15 protein-coding genes are annotated in these 15850 nt (G+C 68.5%); 14 read left to right on the top strand and 1 reads right to left on the bottom strand.

The window, feature by feature from the left end; all coding sequences use genetic code 11:
- Positions 1–89 precede the first annotated feature (89 nt).
- Genes FOF48_RS13225 through FOF48_RS13215 form a run of 3 tightly spaced genes read left to right on the top strand, consistent with a single transcriptional unit; the run spans position 90 to position 1975 of the window.
- Entirely contained in the window at positions 90–845 is a 756-nt protein-coding gene (locus FOF48_RS13225) for a MotA/TolQ/ExbB proton channel family protein (RefSeq protein ID WP_143901456.1), read from the top strand.
- A gap of 27 nt (positions 846–872) precedes the next feature.
- Positions 873–1397, top strand: a complete 525-nt coding sequence (locus tag FOF48_RS13220; RefSeq protein WP_143901454.1) for a biopolymer transporter ExbD — start codon at positions 873–875, stop codon at positions 1395–1397.
- A gap of 2 nt (positions 1398–1399) precedes the next feature.
- Positions 1400–1975, top strand: a complete 576-nt coding sequence (locus tag FOF48_RS13215) for a biopolymer transporter ExbD (RefSeq protein ID WP_143901452.1) — start codon at positions 1400–1402, stop codon at positions 1973–1975.
- Between the two features lie 84 nt (positions 1976–2059).
- Here the strand turns inward: FOF48_RS13215 and FOF48_RS13210 are convergent, their stop codons facing one another.
- Positions 2060–2452, bottom strand: coding sequence for a TraR/DksA C4-type zinc finger protein (locus FOF48_RS13210; RefSeq protein ID WP_143901450.1), 393 nt, complete (start codon positions 2450–2452; stop codon positions 2060–2062).
- 234 nt (positions 2453–2686) lie between these two features.
- Between FOF48_RS13210 and trmFO the strand changes: the two genes are divergently transcribed.
- The 11 genes from trmFO (at position 2687) to FOF48_RS13155 (ending at position 15846) form a co-directional block, all read left to right on the top strand.
- Positions 2687–4051, top strand: a complete 1365-nt coding sequence (gene trmFO / locus FOF48_RS13205; RefSeq protein ID WP_143901449.1) for a methylenetetrahydrofolate--tRNA-(uracil(54)-C(5))-methyltransferase (FADH(2)-oxidizing) TrmFO — start codon at positions 2687–2689, stop codon at positions 4049–4051.
- The gene (locus FOF48_RS13200; protein ID WP_143901447.1) at positions 4048–5667 is read left to right on the top strand and encodes a gliding motility protein; all 1620 of its coding nucleotides are present in this window, start codon (positions 4048–4050) and stop codon (positions 5665–5667) included. The genes trmFO and FOF48_RS13200 overlap by 4 nt, the downstream gene beginning before the upstream one ends.
- A 102-nt stretch (positions 5668–5769) precedes the next feature.
- Entirely contained in the window at positions 5770–8043 is a 2274-nt protein-coding gene (locus FOF48_RS13195) for a kinesin (RefSeq protein ID WP_143901445.1), read from the top strand.
- 63 nt (positions 8044–8106) lie between these two features.
- Positions 8107–9009: a tyrosine recombinase XerC gene (locus tag FOF48_RS13190; protein WP_143901443.1), complete on the top strand. Its 903-nt coding sequence runs from the start codon at positions 8107–8109 to the stop codon at positions 9007–9009.
- Positions 9010–9079: 70 nt separating this feature from the next.
- Positions 9080–9640, top strand: coding sequence for an Imm21 family immunity protein (locus tag FOF48_RS13185; protein WP_143901441.1), 561 nt, complete (start codon positions 9080–9082; stop codon positions 9638–9640).
- A gap of 130 nt (positions 9641–9770) precedes the next feature.
- Complete coding sequence (locus FOF48_RS37720) at positions 9771–10247, top strand: DUF4265 domain-containing protein (RefSeq protein WP_143901439.1); 477 nt, start codon at positions 9771–9773, stop codon at positions 10245–10247.
- 505 nt (positions 10248–10752) lie between these two features.
- Positions 10753–11142, top strand: a complete 390-nt coding sequence (locus FOF48_RS13175; RefSeq protein ID WP_235685684.1) for a DUF1801 domain-containing protein — start codon at positions 10753–10755, stop codon at positions 11140–11142.
- Between the two features lie 81 nt (positions 11143–11223).
- Positions 11224–11751, top strand: coding sequence for an ATP-dependent protease subunit HslV (gene hslV / locus FOF48_RS13170; protein WP_143901434.1), 528 nt, complete (start codon positions 11224–11226; stop codon positions 11749–11751).
- A 12-nt stretch (positions 11752–11763) separates the two neighbouring features.
- A complete protein-coding gene (gene hslU / locus FOF48_RS13165) occupies positions 11764–13161 on the top strand; it encodes an ATP-dependent protease ATPase subunit HslU (protein ID WP_143901432.1) in 1398 nt (465 codons plus the stop codon).
- 45 nt (positions 13162–13206) lie between these two features.
- Positions 13207–14454: an aspartate aminotransferase family protein gene (locus FOF48_RS13160; RefSeq protein ID WP_255442129.1), complete on the top strand. Its 1248-nt coding sequence runs from the start codon at positions 13207–13209 to the stop codon at positions 14452–14454.
- A gap of 93 nt (positions 14455–14547) precedes the next feature.
- Positions 14548–15846, top strand: a complete 1299-nt coding sequence (locus tag FOF48_RS13155) for a tetratricopeptide repeat protein (RefSeq protein ID WP_143901430.1) — start codon at positions 14548–14550, stop codon at positions 15844–15846.
- Positions 15847–15850: the final 4 nt, after the last annotated feature.

Genomic DNA, 15850 nt, shown 5'->3' with positions numbered 1-15850 from the left:
AGAAGTCCGGATTACTCCCGGCCCGTGATCGCCTCCTGCCTGTTTCCGGCAGGGGTGCGCGCGGGGGCGGCGAAAGGAAGCGGTCCGCGATGATTCCCTCGGTGAACGAGTTGCTGCGCGTGGTGCTGGCCGAGGCCGCACCCGCCGCGGCGGGCCATGCCTCTTCTGGAGGCCTGGGGGACTTCATCGTCGGCGCGTTCAAGGCCGGCGGCCCGTTCATGTTCGTGAACCTGTTCTGGCTGGCCGCCTCGCTGGCCGTCGTGGGGGAGCGCGCGGTGACGCTGCTCTACCGCTACCGCCTCAACGCGAGCGCGTTCATCGAACAGGTCCACAAGATGGTGCGCAGCGGCAACCTGGACCGCGCGGTGAAGTTCTGTGGCATGGCGCCGCGCTCGCCGCTGGCGCGCGTCATCCGCGCGGGGCTCATCAACGCGAACCGCGGGGAGCTGGAGGTGGCCCGGGCGGTGGAGGAGGCGCTGGCCGAGCACACGCCGCACGTCTCGCGCCGCGTGCAGTGGCTGTGGTCGCTCGCGAACATCGCGACGCTGGTGGGCCTGGTGGGCACCATCGTGGGCCTCATCGGCACCTTCCGCGCGCTGGGCAACGTGCCGGCGGAGCAGAAGCAGGCGCTGCTCTCCAACGGCATCTCGGAGGCCATGTACAACACGGGCTTCGGCCTCTCCATCGCGGTGCTCTGCATCGTGGCGCACCTGTTCTTCAGCAACTACGCGAAGAACATGGTGGAGCAGGTGGAGCTCCAGGCCCTGAAGCTGGAGAACCTGCTGTCGCGCCGGGGCTCGCTGGAAGTCGTCCCCTCGGACAGCGACGTCCGCGCGGCGTCGTAGTCCCGGGCCGGACTGCGGAGGCTCGCCATGGCGTTCCACCACTCGCGCCGCAAGCTGAAGCCGATGGAAGAGGAAGAGGGGGGCGAGCTGAACATCGTCCCGTACCTCGACATCCTCATGAACCTCATCATCTTCATGCTGCTGTCCATCACCGGGCTCACCGCCTTCGGCGCGCTCAACGTGTCCGCGCCCACCTATGGCGCCGCGGGCCTGGGGCAGGGGGACGCGGACGCGCCCAAGCTGATGCTGACGGTGCTCATCTCCCACAAGGGGCTCTATGTCCGGGGCAACAGCCCGGAGGCCGCGCCCGCGGAGGGAGGCGCGCCCACGGTGCCGCTGAAGGCGGACGGCACGCAGGACTTCGCCGCGCTCAACGCGCGGATGGTGAAGCTCAAGGCCGCCTTCCCGCAGGAGACGAAGGTCATCGTCGCGGCGGATCCGGACATCCCCTACGACTCGCTCATCCAGACGATGGACGCCCTGCGTGAGACGGCGGGCTCCGCCAGCGAGCGCAAGCTGCTCTTCCCCGACGTCACGCTGAGCGCCCTGTAGCCATGTCCGAACCCGCGCCCCTGACCGCCGAAGAAGCCGAGCAGCTCGCGCGCATGCGCTACCGCCGGGCCCTCACGCGCAAGAAGCGCAAGGAGCGCGAGGCCGCCAGCGAGGTGAAGGAGCTCAACATCACCGCGATGATGGACATGATGACCATCATCCTGGTGTTCCTGCTGAAGTCCTTCGCGTCGTCCTCCGCGGCCATCACCGCGTCCGAGGACGTCCGGCCGCCGGTGTCCTCCACGCGCGCCACGCCGAAGGACACGGTGGCCATCACCATCACCCCCAAGAACATCCTGGTGGGGGAGCGCGAGGTGGTCCGGCTGAAGGATGGCCGCATCCCGGAGGCCCAGCTCCAGGGGCGCCTGGTGCTGGGCCTGGACGCGCAGCTGAAGAAGGAAGTGCAGAAGCTCAAGTTCATTGCGGAGCGCAACCCGGCCGCCCCGTTCAGCCATGAGCTGTCGGTCATCGCGGACAAGATGGTCCCGTATGATCTGCTGCTGACGGTGCTCTACACGGCGGGCGAGAACGAGCTGCGGAACTACCGCTTCATCGTGCTCCAGCGCGACGCGGAGTAGGCCCCTTGCGTGCGCCCTTCCGGGCGCCAGACACACCGCTCCCCCGCGCGGGATGGAGGCACGGGGGAGCGCTGGACGGCTTCGCTAGAGGGACAGGCTGCCGACGTGCCGCGCGGCCTCTCGCGTCTCCTGCTCATGCTCGGCGGCGTCCTGCTCGCAGCGGATCGCGAAGGGCATGGCCTCCAGGCGGTCCAGCGAGATTTCATTGCCGCAGTCCACGCACTCGCCGAACACGTCGTTGTCCATGCGGCTGAGCGCCGCGTCGATGAGCATGATCTCCCGGCGCTGCGCCTCGATGAGCGTGGAGAGCGTGTAGTCCGCCAGCTCCGCTTGCGCCTGCTCCTCGTACTCGGGATCGCGCTCCTGGTCCTTCAGGGCCGCCAGCTCCCGGCGAGCCCCTGCCTGGGCGGCCTCGGTCGAACGGCGGCGTTCCTGAAGCAGGCCCCGGATCTTCAACAAGTCGTCGGTTCGGCTCATGGCTGCGTGACTCCCATCCCAGGTTCGCGGTTGAAGGGTGCTTGCCCGGACGCGGTGCCGTCCCGAGCGAAGACCGCGAGAAACCTAGGGTTCGAACACAGGTGGGGAAACCTCACCTCCCAGTCCGCACGCATGGTGGGACGCAGGGCAGGCGGGCGGGCGTGAAAGGGCGCGGCCTTCCTGCTAACAGGACCTTCTTGGGGCACCCGGGGACCGCGGGGCCCGGAGGCATGCATGTCGGACGTGAAGCAGCAGCGGGTGACGGTGATTGGCGGGGGCCTGGCGGGCACCGAGTGCGCGTACCAGCTCGCGCGGCGCGGCGTGCCGGTGGTGCTGCGGGAGATGAAGCCGCACAAGCGTTCTCCCGCGCATAAGTCGGACACGCTCGCGGAGCTGGTGTGCAGCAACTCGTTGCGGTCGGACAACCCGGAGAGCGCCATTGGCCTGCTGCACGCGGAGCTGCGTGCGCTGGGCTCGTTGGTGCTCAGCAGCGCGGATCTCCACCGCGTGCCCGCGGGTGACGCGCTGGCGGTGGAGCGCGAGGGCTTCTCGCGGGAGATCACCACCCGGCTCCAGTCCGGCGTGGGGGTGGAGATGGTGGCGGGGGAGGTGGAGCGGCTGCCGGAGGACGGCGTGGTGGTGGTGGCGACGGGGCCGCTGACGTCGGAGGCGCTCACCCAGGACCTGGAGCGTCACGTCGGCACGAAGCTCTACTTCTACGACTCCATCGCGCCCATCCTGTCCGGAGACTCCATCGACATGGGGGTGGCGTTCCGCCAGAGCCGCTACGGCAAGGGCGGCGGGGATGACTACCTCAACCTGCCCATGACGAAGGAGGAGTACCACCGCTTCGTCCAGGAGGTGAAGGCGGGCCAGAAGGTCGTGCCGCACAGCTTCGAGGAACCGAAATACTTCGAAGGATGTCTGCCCATCGAAGTGATGGCGGAGCGCGGCGACGAGACGCTGGCCTTCGGGCCGATGAAGCCCGTGGGCCTGAAGGACCCGCGCACGGGGATGGATCCCTACGCGGTGGTGCAGCTGCGCATGGAGGACCGGGCGGGGACGGCGTGGAACATGGTGGGTTTCCAGACGCGTCTGACGTGGGGTGAACAGAAGCGCATCTTCAGCACGTGCATCCCAGGGCTCCAGAATGCGGAGTTCCTGCGGATGGGGCAGATCCACCGCAACACGTTCATCGACTCGCCCCGCCTGCTGGCGGAGGACCTGTCGTTGAAGACGGAGCGGCGGGTGTTCTTCGCGGGGCAGGTGACGGGGGTGGAGGGCTACGTGGAGAGCGCTGCATGCGGCTACCTGGTGGCGCTGGCGATCCACGCGCGACTGACGGGAGGCGCGTTCGTGCCGCCTCCGGCGACGACGGCGCTGGGCTCGCTGTACCGGCACCTGACGGGAGAGGCGCACCCGCCGGACCATCCGCACCAGCCCACCAACGTCATCTACGGGCTGTTCCCGCCGCTGACGGGGCGGATGAAGAAGGCGGACAAGCGCGCGGCCTATTCGGCGCGGGCGAAGCAGGACCTGGTGGCCTGGCTGCCACACGCGGGCGTTTCGGCCCAGACGGAAGGACAGACGAGCGCATGAAGCGGATCGGCATGGTGGGCCTGGCGGCCCTGCTGGCGGTGACGGGGTGCAAGAAGGGCGAGGATGGAAGCGCGCCGTCCCAGCGCAGCGCCGCGAAGGGCGACACGGTCCGCAGCGCGGCGAAGGGCACCGCGGTGGTGGGGGGGCAGGGGCAGTTGCTCGCGGCGGGTCGCGCGGCGGACCTGCGGCTCTCACCGGACGGGCAGTTCGCCACGTACCTGCTCAACGGGCAGAAGCCCCGGCTGGACGGCATCCCGCCGCAGATGCTGGTGGGCACGCTGTACGTGGTGCCGGTGGCGGGCGGGAAGCCGAGGGAGCTGGGCGATGGCGTGACGAACGTGCCGGGCAGCCTGTTGTTCTCCCAGGACTCGAAGCACCTGCTCTACGTGACGGGGTACAACCCGGCCTCGCAGTCCGGTGAGCTGCACGTGCTGGCCATGGCGGACGCGGCGGCGGAGCCGGTGACGTTGGGCTCCGCGGTGACGTACCTGCTGCCGTCTCCGGATGGCGTGAACGTGGCGTTCGTCGACGCGGGCGCGCTCAAGCTGGGCCCCCTGCCGAACGGCCCCTTCCAGACAGTGGCGGGAGAGGTGAGCACCGCGCAGTTCACCCCGGACGGCAAGACGCTGCTCTTCAAGCGGAGACTGTCTGCCGCGGGCGGTCTGGCGGCGGTGACGGTGGGCGCGAGCGAGCCCCCGCGCAAGCTGGCGGATCAGGTGGGTGACTATCAGGTGTCGTCGGACGGCAAGCGCGTGGCGTACCAGGTGCGCAGCGAGGCCGTGCGGGGGATGTATGATCTGTACCTCGCGGAGGTGCCCGCGCTGAAGGGGCAGAAGCTCGCGGTGGGCACGAAGGTGTTCGGCTTCTCTCCGGATGGGCAGTGGCTGGCGCGCACGGAGAACGGCAAGCCGGAGCAACTGGGCGACCTGTACGTGGGCCCATCGTCCGGCGGTGCGGGGCGCAAGGTGGGCGAGGCGGTGGAGGAGATGGCCTTCGCGCCGGACTCGAAGGCGGTGGGCTTCCTGGAGCGGTATGATCAGCCGTCGCGCGCGGGCTCGCTGGGCGTCGCGTCGCTGCCGGATGGCGCGCCGAAGCGCGTGGGGGACCGGGTGCCCAACTTCGTGTGGGGTTCGGACAGCCGCTACGTCGCGTTCCTGTCGCGCTTCCTCAAGCCGGTGTTCTCCGTGGACCTGATGCTGTACGCGCTCGGCCAGGAGAAGGCGGAGAAGGTGCAGCCGGGCGTGTTCGGCTACGGCTTCACGCCGAACAACGGCGCGGTGGTGTTCCGCACCAACTGCATCCGCAACGGCCGCGCGTGCGACTTCAAGGCGCTGGACCTGGGGGAGAAGCAGGCGGAGGCGAAGACGTGGCTGCAGGGCATCTTCAGCTACAAGGTCTCCGACGACGGTTCGCGCGTGCTCGCGACGTATGCGCGCATGGACTCGGACACGTACGACGTGGCCATCTATGACGTGAAGTCGGGGGCGCGGAAGACGCTCGACCAGGGCGTGCAGGTTCCCGCGTACTTCGCCGGCAAGGACGACGCGAGGGCTGTCTACATCATCGGCCAGGGGCAGAGCCCCGGCGTGTACAGCGCCATCGCGACGGCGCAGTAGGGGCCCCGGGGACGGAGGGCCCGCCGGGTCTTCCGTCCTTCGCGCTGGGCCGGTGGTTGATGCGTGCACCGGTGGGCGGGGTGTGCTGTCTTCGCGTGCCGAATGGCACCCCTCGTCTATCGCCGCTATGGCGGCTCGCTCCAGGTCGACATCCCTGACTTCAACACCCTCACCGAAGCGGTGCGCATCCCCGCGACACAGTGGATGGCGCTCGCGTGCCCCATGGAGGGCATCGCGTGTGATCCGCGCTTCCTCGCGCTGATGGACGCGGATGGCAACCGCCGCATCCGGGTGGAGGAGCTGCGAGGCGCCGTGGACTGGACGGCGGCGCGGCTGAAGGACCGCAAGGGGGCGGACGCGGGCAGCGACGTGTTGGAGCTCGCGGCGCTCTCCGACGCCGCGGACAACCTGCGGGGCGCGGCGGAGCTGGTGCTGCGCACGTTGCAGGCGCCTGACGCCACGCGGCTGTCGTTGGAGCAGCTGCGCACCAGCGACAAGGCGCTGCGTGACGCGGGCAAGAACGGCGACGGCCTGGTCGCGCCGGTGTCGCTGCCGGAGCGGCTGCGGCCCCTGGCGCAGTCCATCATCGCGGCGTTCCCGCAGGTGACGAACCGCGCGGGCCTCGCGGGAGTGGACGTCGGGTTGGTGAAGCGCTTCCGCGAGGAGCGCGCCGCGCTGCTGACGCATCTGTCCGGCAAGGACGCGGTGTTCACCTGGGGCACGGCGAGCCTGGAGCAGGCGAAGCGGGTCCACGACGTGGCGCCGCTGCTGGATGGCTACTTCATGCAGTGCAGGCTGGTGGCCGCGCAGCCAGAGGCCGCCGCCAACCTGCGCCTGCGCGCGGACCGGGTGGAGGGTGCGCTGGGCGACCTGGGGGCCCTGGGGAAGGCGGCGGGCGAGCTGCCCATCGCGCCGCCGGATGCGTCCGGCGTGTTGGTGTGGGCGCGGCTGTTCCGGGGCGCTGGCTACGAGAAGCTGGAGGCCTTCCACCAGGAAGTGGCGACGCCGCTCCTGGGAGATGGCGTGAAGCTGACGGACACCGCATGGCGGGAGCTGTCGTCGAAGTCGGAGGCCATCCTCGGCTGGCAGGCGAAGCGGGACGCGAGCCCGCTGCACACGGTGGCGGACACGCTGGGCGCGGTGTCGGACGAGGATCTGGACGCGCTGGAGGCGGCGAGCGGGGAGGACCTGTCGCTCAAGCCCACGCTGGACGTCATCGCGGAGCTGGAGCGGTTGGTGCTGTACCAGCGCTGGTTGCTGCTGTTCGCCAACAACTTCATCAGCATGCCCAGCCTGTACCTGCCGAAGCGGCGGGCGCTGATGGAGCGGGGCACGCTCATCCTCGGCGGCCGTAAGTACACGCTGTCGGTGCTGGTGACGGATCGCGCGGCGCACTCGGCGCTGACGGGGCAGGGCACCACCTGCATCCTCTACGTGAAGGTGATGCCGAGGGACGGCGCGGACGGCTACGAGGTGGCGGTCCCGGTCACCGCCGGCCGCAGCACGGAGCTCGTCGTGGGCAAGCGCGGCGTGTTCTACGACGTGGACGGGAAGGAGAGCGACGCCATCGTCACGCAGATCATCCGCCAGCCCGTGTCGCTCTGGGAGTCGATGACGATGCCGTTCATGCGCATCGGCGCGTTCATCACCAGCAAGGTGGAGGGGCTGGCCGCGTCTGGGGAGAAGGAGTTCGATTCATCGCTGGAGGCTGGCTACAAGCAGACGGTGACCGCGCCCCCACCCGTGGCGGCGCCCGCGGCGGCGGCACCCGCGGCGGCTCCCGCGGGAGGAGGTCTGGCGGGGGTGCTCGCGGCGGGCGGCATCGCGTTCGCGGCGCTGGGGTCGTCGCTGGCGTTCATCCTCACGCAGGTGAAGTCGCTGACGCTGGTGGACGTCATCACCGCGGCGACCATCCTGGCCATCGTGGTGATGGCGCCCGCGGGGCTGCTCGGGTGGCTGAAGCTGCGGCGGCGCAACCTGGCGTTGCTCCTGGAGGGGTCGGGCTGGGCGCTGAATGATCGGCTGATGCTCACGCGCGGCGTGGCGACGCTCATCACCCGTCGTCCGAAGCTGCCCAAGGGGGCGCGAGTGGATCGCGCGGACCTGGTGCGAGGTGCGCTGCGCCATACGCAGGACGACGATGAGAGCGAGGGCATGTCGATGGGGGCACGCCTCGGCCTCACGTTGGCCATCCTCTTCATCCTGGGCTGGCAGGTGCGGGTGCCCGTGACGGAGTGGCTGTGCACGTACCACTGGCTGTCCGAGGACGCCTGCCGGGTGCTGTTGCCGAAGCTGGTGCCATCCGCGCTGCCGGGTGCGCCCGCGCCCTCGGGGGCGGCTCCGGCGGCCGTGCCTGCTCCGGCGCCCGCGAAGTAGGACCTGCTCGCGGAGCGACGCGAATCTTGCGAGGCTCGGGGAGGCCCCTAGGCTTCCCCGACCATGTCCCCTCTGTCCCCGCTGCTGGAGCAGTTCAAGATCCACCTGGAAGGCGAGAAGGGCGCGTCCCCTCACACGGTGCGCAACTACCTCATCGACCTGGTGGATTATGAGCGCTACCTGGTGGATCGGATGAAGTTGTCGCTGCTCGCGGGCACGCACGCGGCCATCCGTGGCTACCTGGGCACGCTGAGCGTGGACCATGCGCCCACGAGCCGCGCGCGGCGGCTGGCGAGTATCAAGTCGTTCTACAAGTACCTCGTGCGGCAGAAGCTGCTGCCGGCCAGTCCCGCCAAGCTGGTGAAGAGTCCGAAGCTGCCGAAGTCACTGCCCAAGGTGCTGCCGGTGGAGGAGGTGTTCGCCATCCTCGACATGCCGGACCTGGACACGGTGTTGGGGCTGCGTGACAAGGCCATCCTGGAGATGCTGTACGGCGGCGGCCTGCGCATCAGCGAGCTGTGCGGTCTGTCGACGTTGGGCGTGGACCGGAGCAGTCGCATCGTCCGGGTGATGGGCAAGGGCAGCAAGGAGCGGCTGGTGCCGCTCAACGCGAAGTCCATCCAGTCACTGGAGGCGTACCTCGCGAGGCGCGGCGAGCTGTTGGCCACGGTGCATGCGGGGCAGGACCCGGACGCGCTGTTCCTCAACTTCCGAGGCGGCCGGTTGACGCCCCGGAGCATCGCGAGGCACCTGGATGCGTATGTGCTGCGGCTGGCGTTGGCGCGCAAGGTGAGCCCGCACGCGATGCGCCACTCGTTCGCCACGCACCTGCTGGGCGGCGGCGCGGACATCCGCAGCATCCAGGAGTTGCTGGGCCACGCGAGCCTGTCCACCACGCAGAAGTACACCCACGTGACCTTCGAGCAGTTGCAAGAGGTCTACGACGCGGCGCACCCGCGCGCGTGAGGTTGTGTGGGCTTGAGAGTCTTTCCGATGCTCGGATCTCTGTCCCGGATTTGAGTTGCAAGAGCAGTCCGTGGAGTTGCGTTGGATTTCCCGGCCGCTCTTTGTCGCCAACCATTCGCTGGGAAGCTGGGTAGGACAGGACATGAAGTCGCAGCCGCGTAGCTGGGTCGAATCGATGGGGGGACCGCTTGTGATGCTGCCCGGTTCGATGAGGTCACGTTGGACTGGGACGGCTTGTGATGATTACCGCGATGCATGCGCCATCGACGGTTACGCGGGCGTGCTCAAACGAGACTGGGGTGAGGTTTTGGTCTTGGGTGATGAGCCGCTGCGGACAACTGTTGTTGAGCGGATTGACGGTCCGGCAATCGTCAGGTGGACCTGTTCGCCTGCTGAAGAGTGTTTGGTCGATGCTGCACTTTCCTTTGAGGCAAATGCTCATTTCGTCGTGGAGCGGCTGGTGATGACGATCCGTGATGAGTCATATGTCATCGTGGACAGTGCTCTGCGTGCAGAAATTGCGCCGGGACTGGAGCTTCGGATTCCCCCGGGAACCTCGCGAATACTGACCCATATCGTCAGAGAAGCCGGGAACGAAGTGGCATTTGTGCTTCATCGATTCGAGTCATGATTCTTCGCTTGGTGATGTGTTTGAGGCCCGTGGGTGGCTTGCGCCTCTCCAGCTCGCGAAGAATCGCAGTGGAGTTTCCACGGCAAGGCTTGTGAGGGGATTGTAATCAGGTAGGGGATGACAATTATCAATGGTCATGAGTGGACGTCGAAAGGTGTTTTTCCATCTTGAACAGGATGAGGACGGATATCCTCCTGTTGGAACGGAGAGTCTGTGGTGCACTCCTGTTGGGGGCGGGCTGTTCGTGCTCGATAATATCCCATTCTTTTTTAGAGGTGCGACGCTCGGGGATTCGATCGAGGTAGAGGAGGAGGACGGGCGCTTGTGGTATCGGGCGACGAGGCGTGAGTCTGGGAACTCATTGCTGCGGCTGATTGTTTATGATCGCATGAGTCTTGTGGGGGTTGTGGGGGAGTTGAAGCGGTTGGGTTGCTCGACTGAGTTTGACGCTGCACATAGGGTGGTGGCGGTGAATGTCCCAGGGGGTGTCTCTCTTGGGGAGGTGCGGCGGTACGTTGCCGGAGCCATGACTGCCGGGTTGGTTGACTGTGAAGAGCCGATCTTGAGGCAGGAATGGGCCAGGTCGCCTGGGGAGGGGAAGTCATGAGCGAGTCCGAGACTCCGGCCTACGTCTGTTCGCATGTGTTTCAAAAGACTCACCATGTGCTGCTGGTGTCTCGGGGCGATGGTGACTGGCAGTTCCTCTGTGGAGGTAGCCACGCTGAGGATGAGCACCCCCGGGTCGTTGGGATCAATCACCTCTTCGAGAATGATCCGACGCTGAATGAGGTCCGCGATCTCCCATCGGACTGGGATGCCGAACGTGATTCAGCAGGTGGCCCATGGCGACGGCATCGAACCACTTGAGCAGGAGAGGCTGACCTGCGCACCGAGGGTCGAGGTCTGCTTGCGACACGGGGACTGCGCAACGTCTGACCTGTGATGAAGCGCGCCACCGTAGTCCTGCACTGTCTTCCTGAGGAGGTCCTGTAAAGAGTCCGCGCACGCGACTTGCCTGTCCGTGAGTGATGTTCTCGTCCCTGGAAGATCGGCATAGGGGGCGAAAGTCGGACTGGTAAGCTCCGCGGAGGCCCAATCGTAAAGGACCGGGGATGGCGACCACGAGCAACGATGTCGACGAGTACATGGCGGCACTCGAACACCCGCTGAAGGCGGAGATCGAAGCCGTGCGCGCCGCCATCCTGGCCTCCGACGCGGCCATCACCGAGCGCATCAAGTGGAAGGCCCCCAGCTTCGTCCACTCAGGTGACGACCGGGTGACGTTCCGGTTGGCCCCCAAGGGCATCTTCCAGGTCATCCTGCACCGGGGCGCGAAGGTGAAGGACTCGAAGGGCTTCGCCTTCGAGGACGACTCGGCCCTCGTGGAGTGGCTGGCTCCGGACCGGGGCGTCGTCACGCTGCCTGACGCGAAGACCGCGAAGGCGAAGAAGGCCGCCCTCGTGAAGCTGGTGGGACGATGGATGAAGGCGACCGCGACCTGAACTCCCGTCCCAGGGTGAGGGAGCGGACAGCCAGGCCGTTTTTACGGGTGGGGGCCGGTCGGTCTTGTTAAACCCCCGGTCATGTTCCATGGCACCACGATCCTCTGCGTCCGCCGCGAAGGGAAGGTCGTCATCGCGGGCGACGGTCAGGTCAGTCTCGACAAGACCATCATGAAGAACACGGCGCGCAAGGTGCGCCGCATCGGCGAGGGGCAGGTGCTCGCCGGCTTCGCTGGCAGCACCGCGGACGCCTTCACGCTCTTCGAGCGCTTCGAAGCCAAGCTCAAGGAGCACCAGAAGAACCTGGCGCGCGCCTGCGTGGAGCTTGGCAAGGACTGGCGCACCGACCGCTTCCTCCGCCGCCTGGAAGCGCTGCTCATCGTCGCGGACCGGGAGAAGACGTTCATCCTCTCCGGCGCGGGCGACGTCATCGAACCCGACCACGGCATCGCCGCCGTGGGCAGCGGGGGCCACTATGCCCTGTCCGCCGCGCGCGCCCTGCTGGCGAACACCCAGATGTCGGCCCGCGACATCTGTTCGCAGTCCATGGCCATCGCCGCGGACATCTGCGTCTACACCAATTCCAACGTCACCTACGAAGAGCTCTGAGAGGACCGCCCCGTGGCCGAATCGCGCAAGTTGTCCGCCTTCACGCCTCGCGAGGTCGTCAGCGAGCTGGACCGTTACATCGTCGGCCAGAACGACGCCAAGCGCGCAGTGGCCATCGCCCTGCGCAACCGGTGGCGCCGCCAGCAGGTGTCCGATGACCTTCGCGATGAAATCTATCCGAAGAACATCATCATGATCGGCCCCACTGGCGTGGGGAAGACGGAGATCGCCCGCCGCCTGGCGAAGCTGTCCCAGGCCCCTTTCGTCAAGGTGGAGGCCAGCAAGTTCACCGAAGTGGGCTACGTGGGCCGCGACGTCGAGTCGATGATCCGCGACCTCGTGGAGGCCGCCATCGCGCTCGTGCGCGAAGAGGAGACGGAGAAGGTCAAACCGCGCGCGGAGGAGCTGGCCGAGGACCGGCTGATGGACCTGCTCAAGAACGGCGGCCAGTCGCGCACCCCCTCGTCGCCGCCCTTTGGCTTCTCCCCGCCGCCGGCGCCTACGCCCTCGCCGCTGGGAGACAGCGAGCGGGAGAAGCTGCGCGCCCAGCTGCGCGCCGGCACGCTGGATGATCAGACCGTGGAGGTGGAGACGAGCGAGAGCTCGCCCACGTTCATGCGCAACTTCAGTGGCCAGGGCATGGAGGAGATCGGCGTCAACCTCCAGGACCTGTTCAAGAACATGCCGGGCATGAAGAACACCCGGAAGCGCCGCCTGCGCGTGCCCGAGGCGCTTCAGGTGCTGCGCGCGGAGGAGGCCCAGAAGCTGGTGGATCCGGACCGCGTCCAGCGCGAGGCCGTGCTGCGCGCCGAGTCCAGCGGCATCGTCTTCATCGACGAAATCGACAAGATCGCCAGCCGCGAGGGTGGCAAGGGCGGCGGGGGGCCGGACGTCTCGCGCGAGGGCGTGCAGCGCGACATCCTGCCCATCGTGGAGGGCTCCGCCGTCAACACCAAGTACGGCCAGGTGAAGACGGACCACATGCTCTTCATCGCCGCGGGCGCCTTCCACGTCTCCAAGCCGGCGGACCTCATCCCGGAGCTCCAAGGCCGCTTCCCCATCCGCGTGGAGCTGGAGGCGCTCTCCGGTGAGGACCTGGTGCGCATCCTGCGCGAGCCGAAGAACTCGCTCATGCGCCAGTACACCGCGCTGCTCGCCACGGAAGGGGTGCGCCTGTCCTTCACGGAAGACGCCGTGGCGGAGATCGCCCGCATCGCCCAGCAGGCCAACGAGCGCACGCAGAACATTGGCGCTCGCCGGCTGCACACCGTGCTGGAGCGGCTCCTGGACGAGGTGTCCTTCACCGCCAGCGAACTGGGCCCGCGCGACTTCCAGGTGGACGGCGCCTATGTGCGCGACCGCCTGGCCGCCATCGTCCAGGACGAGGACTTGTCGCGCTACATCCTCTAGCGCGCTAGCGTGCGCCGCGTTGTCCCACCGCGTCACCCAAGAATCGTGAGGTACACCACCTTGCCGCAACCGTCGCCGTCTCCCGCGTCCACCCCTCCTGGCAACGACACCCTCATCCAGAAGGCCAAGCAGCACCTGCTGCAGAACTACAAGCAGCAGCCCATCGCCCTGGTGCGTGGGCAGGGCACCCGGGTGTGGGACGCGGATGGCAAGGCGTACCTGGACTGCATCGGCGGCATCGCGGTGTGCGCCCTGGGCCACTGCCACCCGGAGGTGGTCGCGGCGGCGAAGGCGCAGCTGGACACGCTCTGGCACGTGTCCAACGTCTTCTACTCGCAGCCGCAGATCGACCTGGCCGCGCAGCTCACCGACTGGGTGGGCCTGCCGCGCGCGTTCTTCTGCAACTCCGGCGCGGAGGCCAACGAGGCGCTCCTCAAGCTCGCGCGCAAGGTGATGAAGGACCGGGGTACGCCGGAGCGCTACGAGGTCCTCTCCTTCGAGAAGAGCTTCCACGGCCGCACGCTGGCCACCGTCACCGCCACCGGCCAGCCGAAGTACCACGCCGGCTTCGAGCCGCTGCCCCAGGGCTTCAAGCACGTGCCCTACGGCGACCTGGAGGCGGTGCGCCGCGCCGTGGGCCCCGCCACCGCCGCCATCCTGGTGGAGCCCATCCAGGGCGAAGGCGGCGTGCGCATGGCGCCCCCCGGCTTCCTCCAGGGCCTGCGCGCGCTGTGCGACGAGCAGGGCCTGCTGCTGCTCGTGGACGAGGTGCAGACGGGCATGGGGCGCACCGGCCTGCCCTTCGGCTTCATGCACGACGGCATCCAGCCGGACGCCATCAGCGTCGCCAAGGCCCTGGGCAACGGCCTGCCCATGGGCGCCATGCTGTGCCGCGAGGAGCTGGCCAGGAGCCTGACGCCCGGCACCCACGGCACCACCTTCGGCGGCAACCTGGTCTCCGCCGCCGCCGCCAACGTGGTGCTGCGGCTGCTGCGGCAGCCCGGCCTGCTGGCGGAGGTGCAGGCCAAGGGAGAGCACTTCCTCGCCGGCGCCCGGGCGCTCCAGGCCGCCCTGCCGCAGGGCCGCATCCAGGCCGTGCGAGGCCGCGGCCTGCTCCTGGGCATCGAGCTGGACCGGGAGGTGGCCCCCGTCATCGCGAAGCTGCGCGATGCCGGACTGCTGGTGAACTCGGCGGGCGAAGTCACGCTGCGCTTCGCCCCGGCGCTCATCATCTCCCAGAACGAACTGGACGAAGCGCTGGGCATCCTCCAGCGTGTATTGGCCTCTCTGTAGAAGGGGGAGGGGCATGATGGACCCGGGAAGATTGACGCCCTGCTTCCCGGACACCTACACTTGGGGATTCGCCAGCCTCCGGAACGTGTGACCTTGAGCGCGCCCAACCCCATCGTCGGCCTGGGGGGCAGGACCGACCACATCGCGACCGTGCCCCACCTGGATCCGGCCCGCCTCCACCTCAGTCCGGAGGAGGGCTCGGTGCTGGCGCTGGTGGGCCGCGTCGAACGCATCGACGCGGTGCTGTCCCGCTCGTCGTTGGGCGAGGCCCGCACCATCGCCGTGCTGCTCTCCCTGCGCGCCAAGGGCGCCATCGTCCCGGCCCGCGTGGTGCAACGCGCCACGCCCGCCGCGCCCTCGCTGGATGCCGCGATGGCCGAGGAAGTGGACCTGGAGCCCGAGCAGAAGCGCGAGATCATCGACCTGGAGCGCTCGCTGGACGGGATGGACCACCACGCCGTGCTGGGCGTGCCCCGGGGCGCCACCGCGCAGGAGGTGAAGCAGGCCTATTACAACGCGTCCCGCCGCTTCCACCCGGACCGTTACTTCGGCAAGAACCTGGGCAGCTTCCGCGCGCGGCTGGAGCGCATCTTCAAGCGCCTCACGGACGCCCACAACGCCCTCAGTCGCCAGGAGCCGCCGCGCCCGCCCGCCGCGGCCCCGCCGCAGGCCGCCCCTCCGCCGCAGGCCGCGCGCCCGGCCCCTCCCGCGCCCCCGGTTCCAGGCCGGCGTCCCACGGCGGAGTCCTTCGCGGCCGTCACCCCGCCGCCTCCCGCCGAGCCCCCTCCGCCCGCCCCGGAGGACCCGGAGTCCGAGGCCCGCCGAGCCGAGCGGCAGGCCCGCTTCGCGCGCCACCCGTACATGGCGCGCAGCCACAAGCTCACGGAGCTCATCGCCCGGGGCAAGGCGGCCACCGCGCGCGGGGACTTCGAGCGGGCCTACCAGGACTTCAACCACGTCCTGGGCCTGGATCCGAAGAACCGCGAGGTCGCCTCGCTCCTGGTGGACGCGCGCCGCAAGCACGACCTGCACCGCGCCCAGACCGAGGTGGAGCGGGGGCAGGAGCTGGAGATGCGAGGGGACTTCAGCGGCGCGCAGGCGGCCTACAAGCTGGCCGTGTCGCTCAACGGGGACCACCCGGAGGCCTCCTATCAGGCCGCGCGCGTGGGGCGGGAGCTGGCGCAGGATCCGCAGGAGGTGCGGGCGCTCGCGCAGCGCGCGGTGGAGCTGAAGCCCGGCCGGGCGGACTACCAGCTGTTGCTCGCGCAGGTGCTCCTGGTCGCGGGGCAGAAGAAGCAGGCCAAGCACCACTTCGAGGAGGCCGTGCGCCTGGATCCGGACAACGCCGAGGCCCGCGCGGCCCTCAAGAAGCTGCGTTGGACGTTCTCGTGAGGTG

It is taken from the genome of Corallococcus sp. Z5C101001, from assembly GCF_007352635.1.
GTDB lineage: Bacteria > Myxococcota > Myxococcia > Myxococcales > Myxococcaceae > Corallococcus > Corallococcus silvisoli.
The sequence above is the reverse complement of the archived record's forward strand: the minus strand, read 5'-3'. Positions and strand labels throughout refer to the sequence as shown.

Bases quoted from the DNA above. Each gene is read 5' to 3' on its own strand.
- FOF48_RS13225 (WP_143901456.1), top strand. From the start codon at position 90: ATGATTCCCTCGGTGAACGAGTTGCTGCGCGTGGTGCTGGCCGAGGCC.
- FOF48_RS13220 (WP_143901454.1), top strand. From the start codon at position 873: ATGGCGTTCCACCACTCGCGCCGCAAGCTGAAGCCGATGGAAGAGGAA.
- FOF48_RS13215 (WP_143901452.1), top strand. From the start codon at position 1,400: ATGTCCGAACCCGCGCCCCTGACCGCCGAAGAAGCCGAGCAGCTCGCG.
- FOF48_RS13210 (WP_143901450.1), bottom strand. From the start codon at position 2,452: ATGAGCCGAACCGACGACTTGTTGAAGATCCGGGGCCTGCTTCAGGAA.
- trmFO (WP_143901449.1), top strand. From the start codon at position 2,687: ATGTCGGACGTGAAGCAGCAGCGGGTGACGGTGATTGGCGGGGGCCTG.
- FOF48_RS13200 (WP_143901447.1), top strand. From the start codon at position 4,048: ATGAAGCGGATCGGCATGGTGGGCCTGGCGGCCCTGCTGGCGGTGACG.
- FOF48_RS13195 (WP_143901445.1), top strand. From the start codon at position 5,770: ATGGCACCCCTCGTCTATCGCCGCTATGGCGGCTCGCTCCAGGTCGAC.
- FOF48_RS13190 (WP_143901443.1), top strand. From the start codon at position 8,107: ATGTCCCCTCTGTCCCCGCTGCTGGAGCAGTTCAAGATCCACCTGGAA.
- FOF48_RS37720 (WP_143901439.1), top strand. From the start codon at position 9,771: ATGGTCATGAGTGGACGTCGAAAGGTGTTTTTCCATCTTGAACAGGAT.
- FOF48_RS13175 (WP_235685684.1), top strand. From the start codon at position 10,753: ATGGCGACCACGAGCAACGATGTCGACGAGTACATGGCGGCACTCGAA.
- hslV (WP_143901434.1), top strand. From the start codon at position 11,224: ATGTTCCATGGCACCACGATCCTCTGCGTCCGCCGCGAAGGGAAGGTC.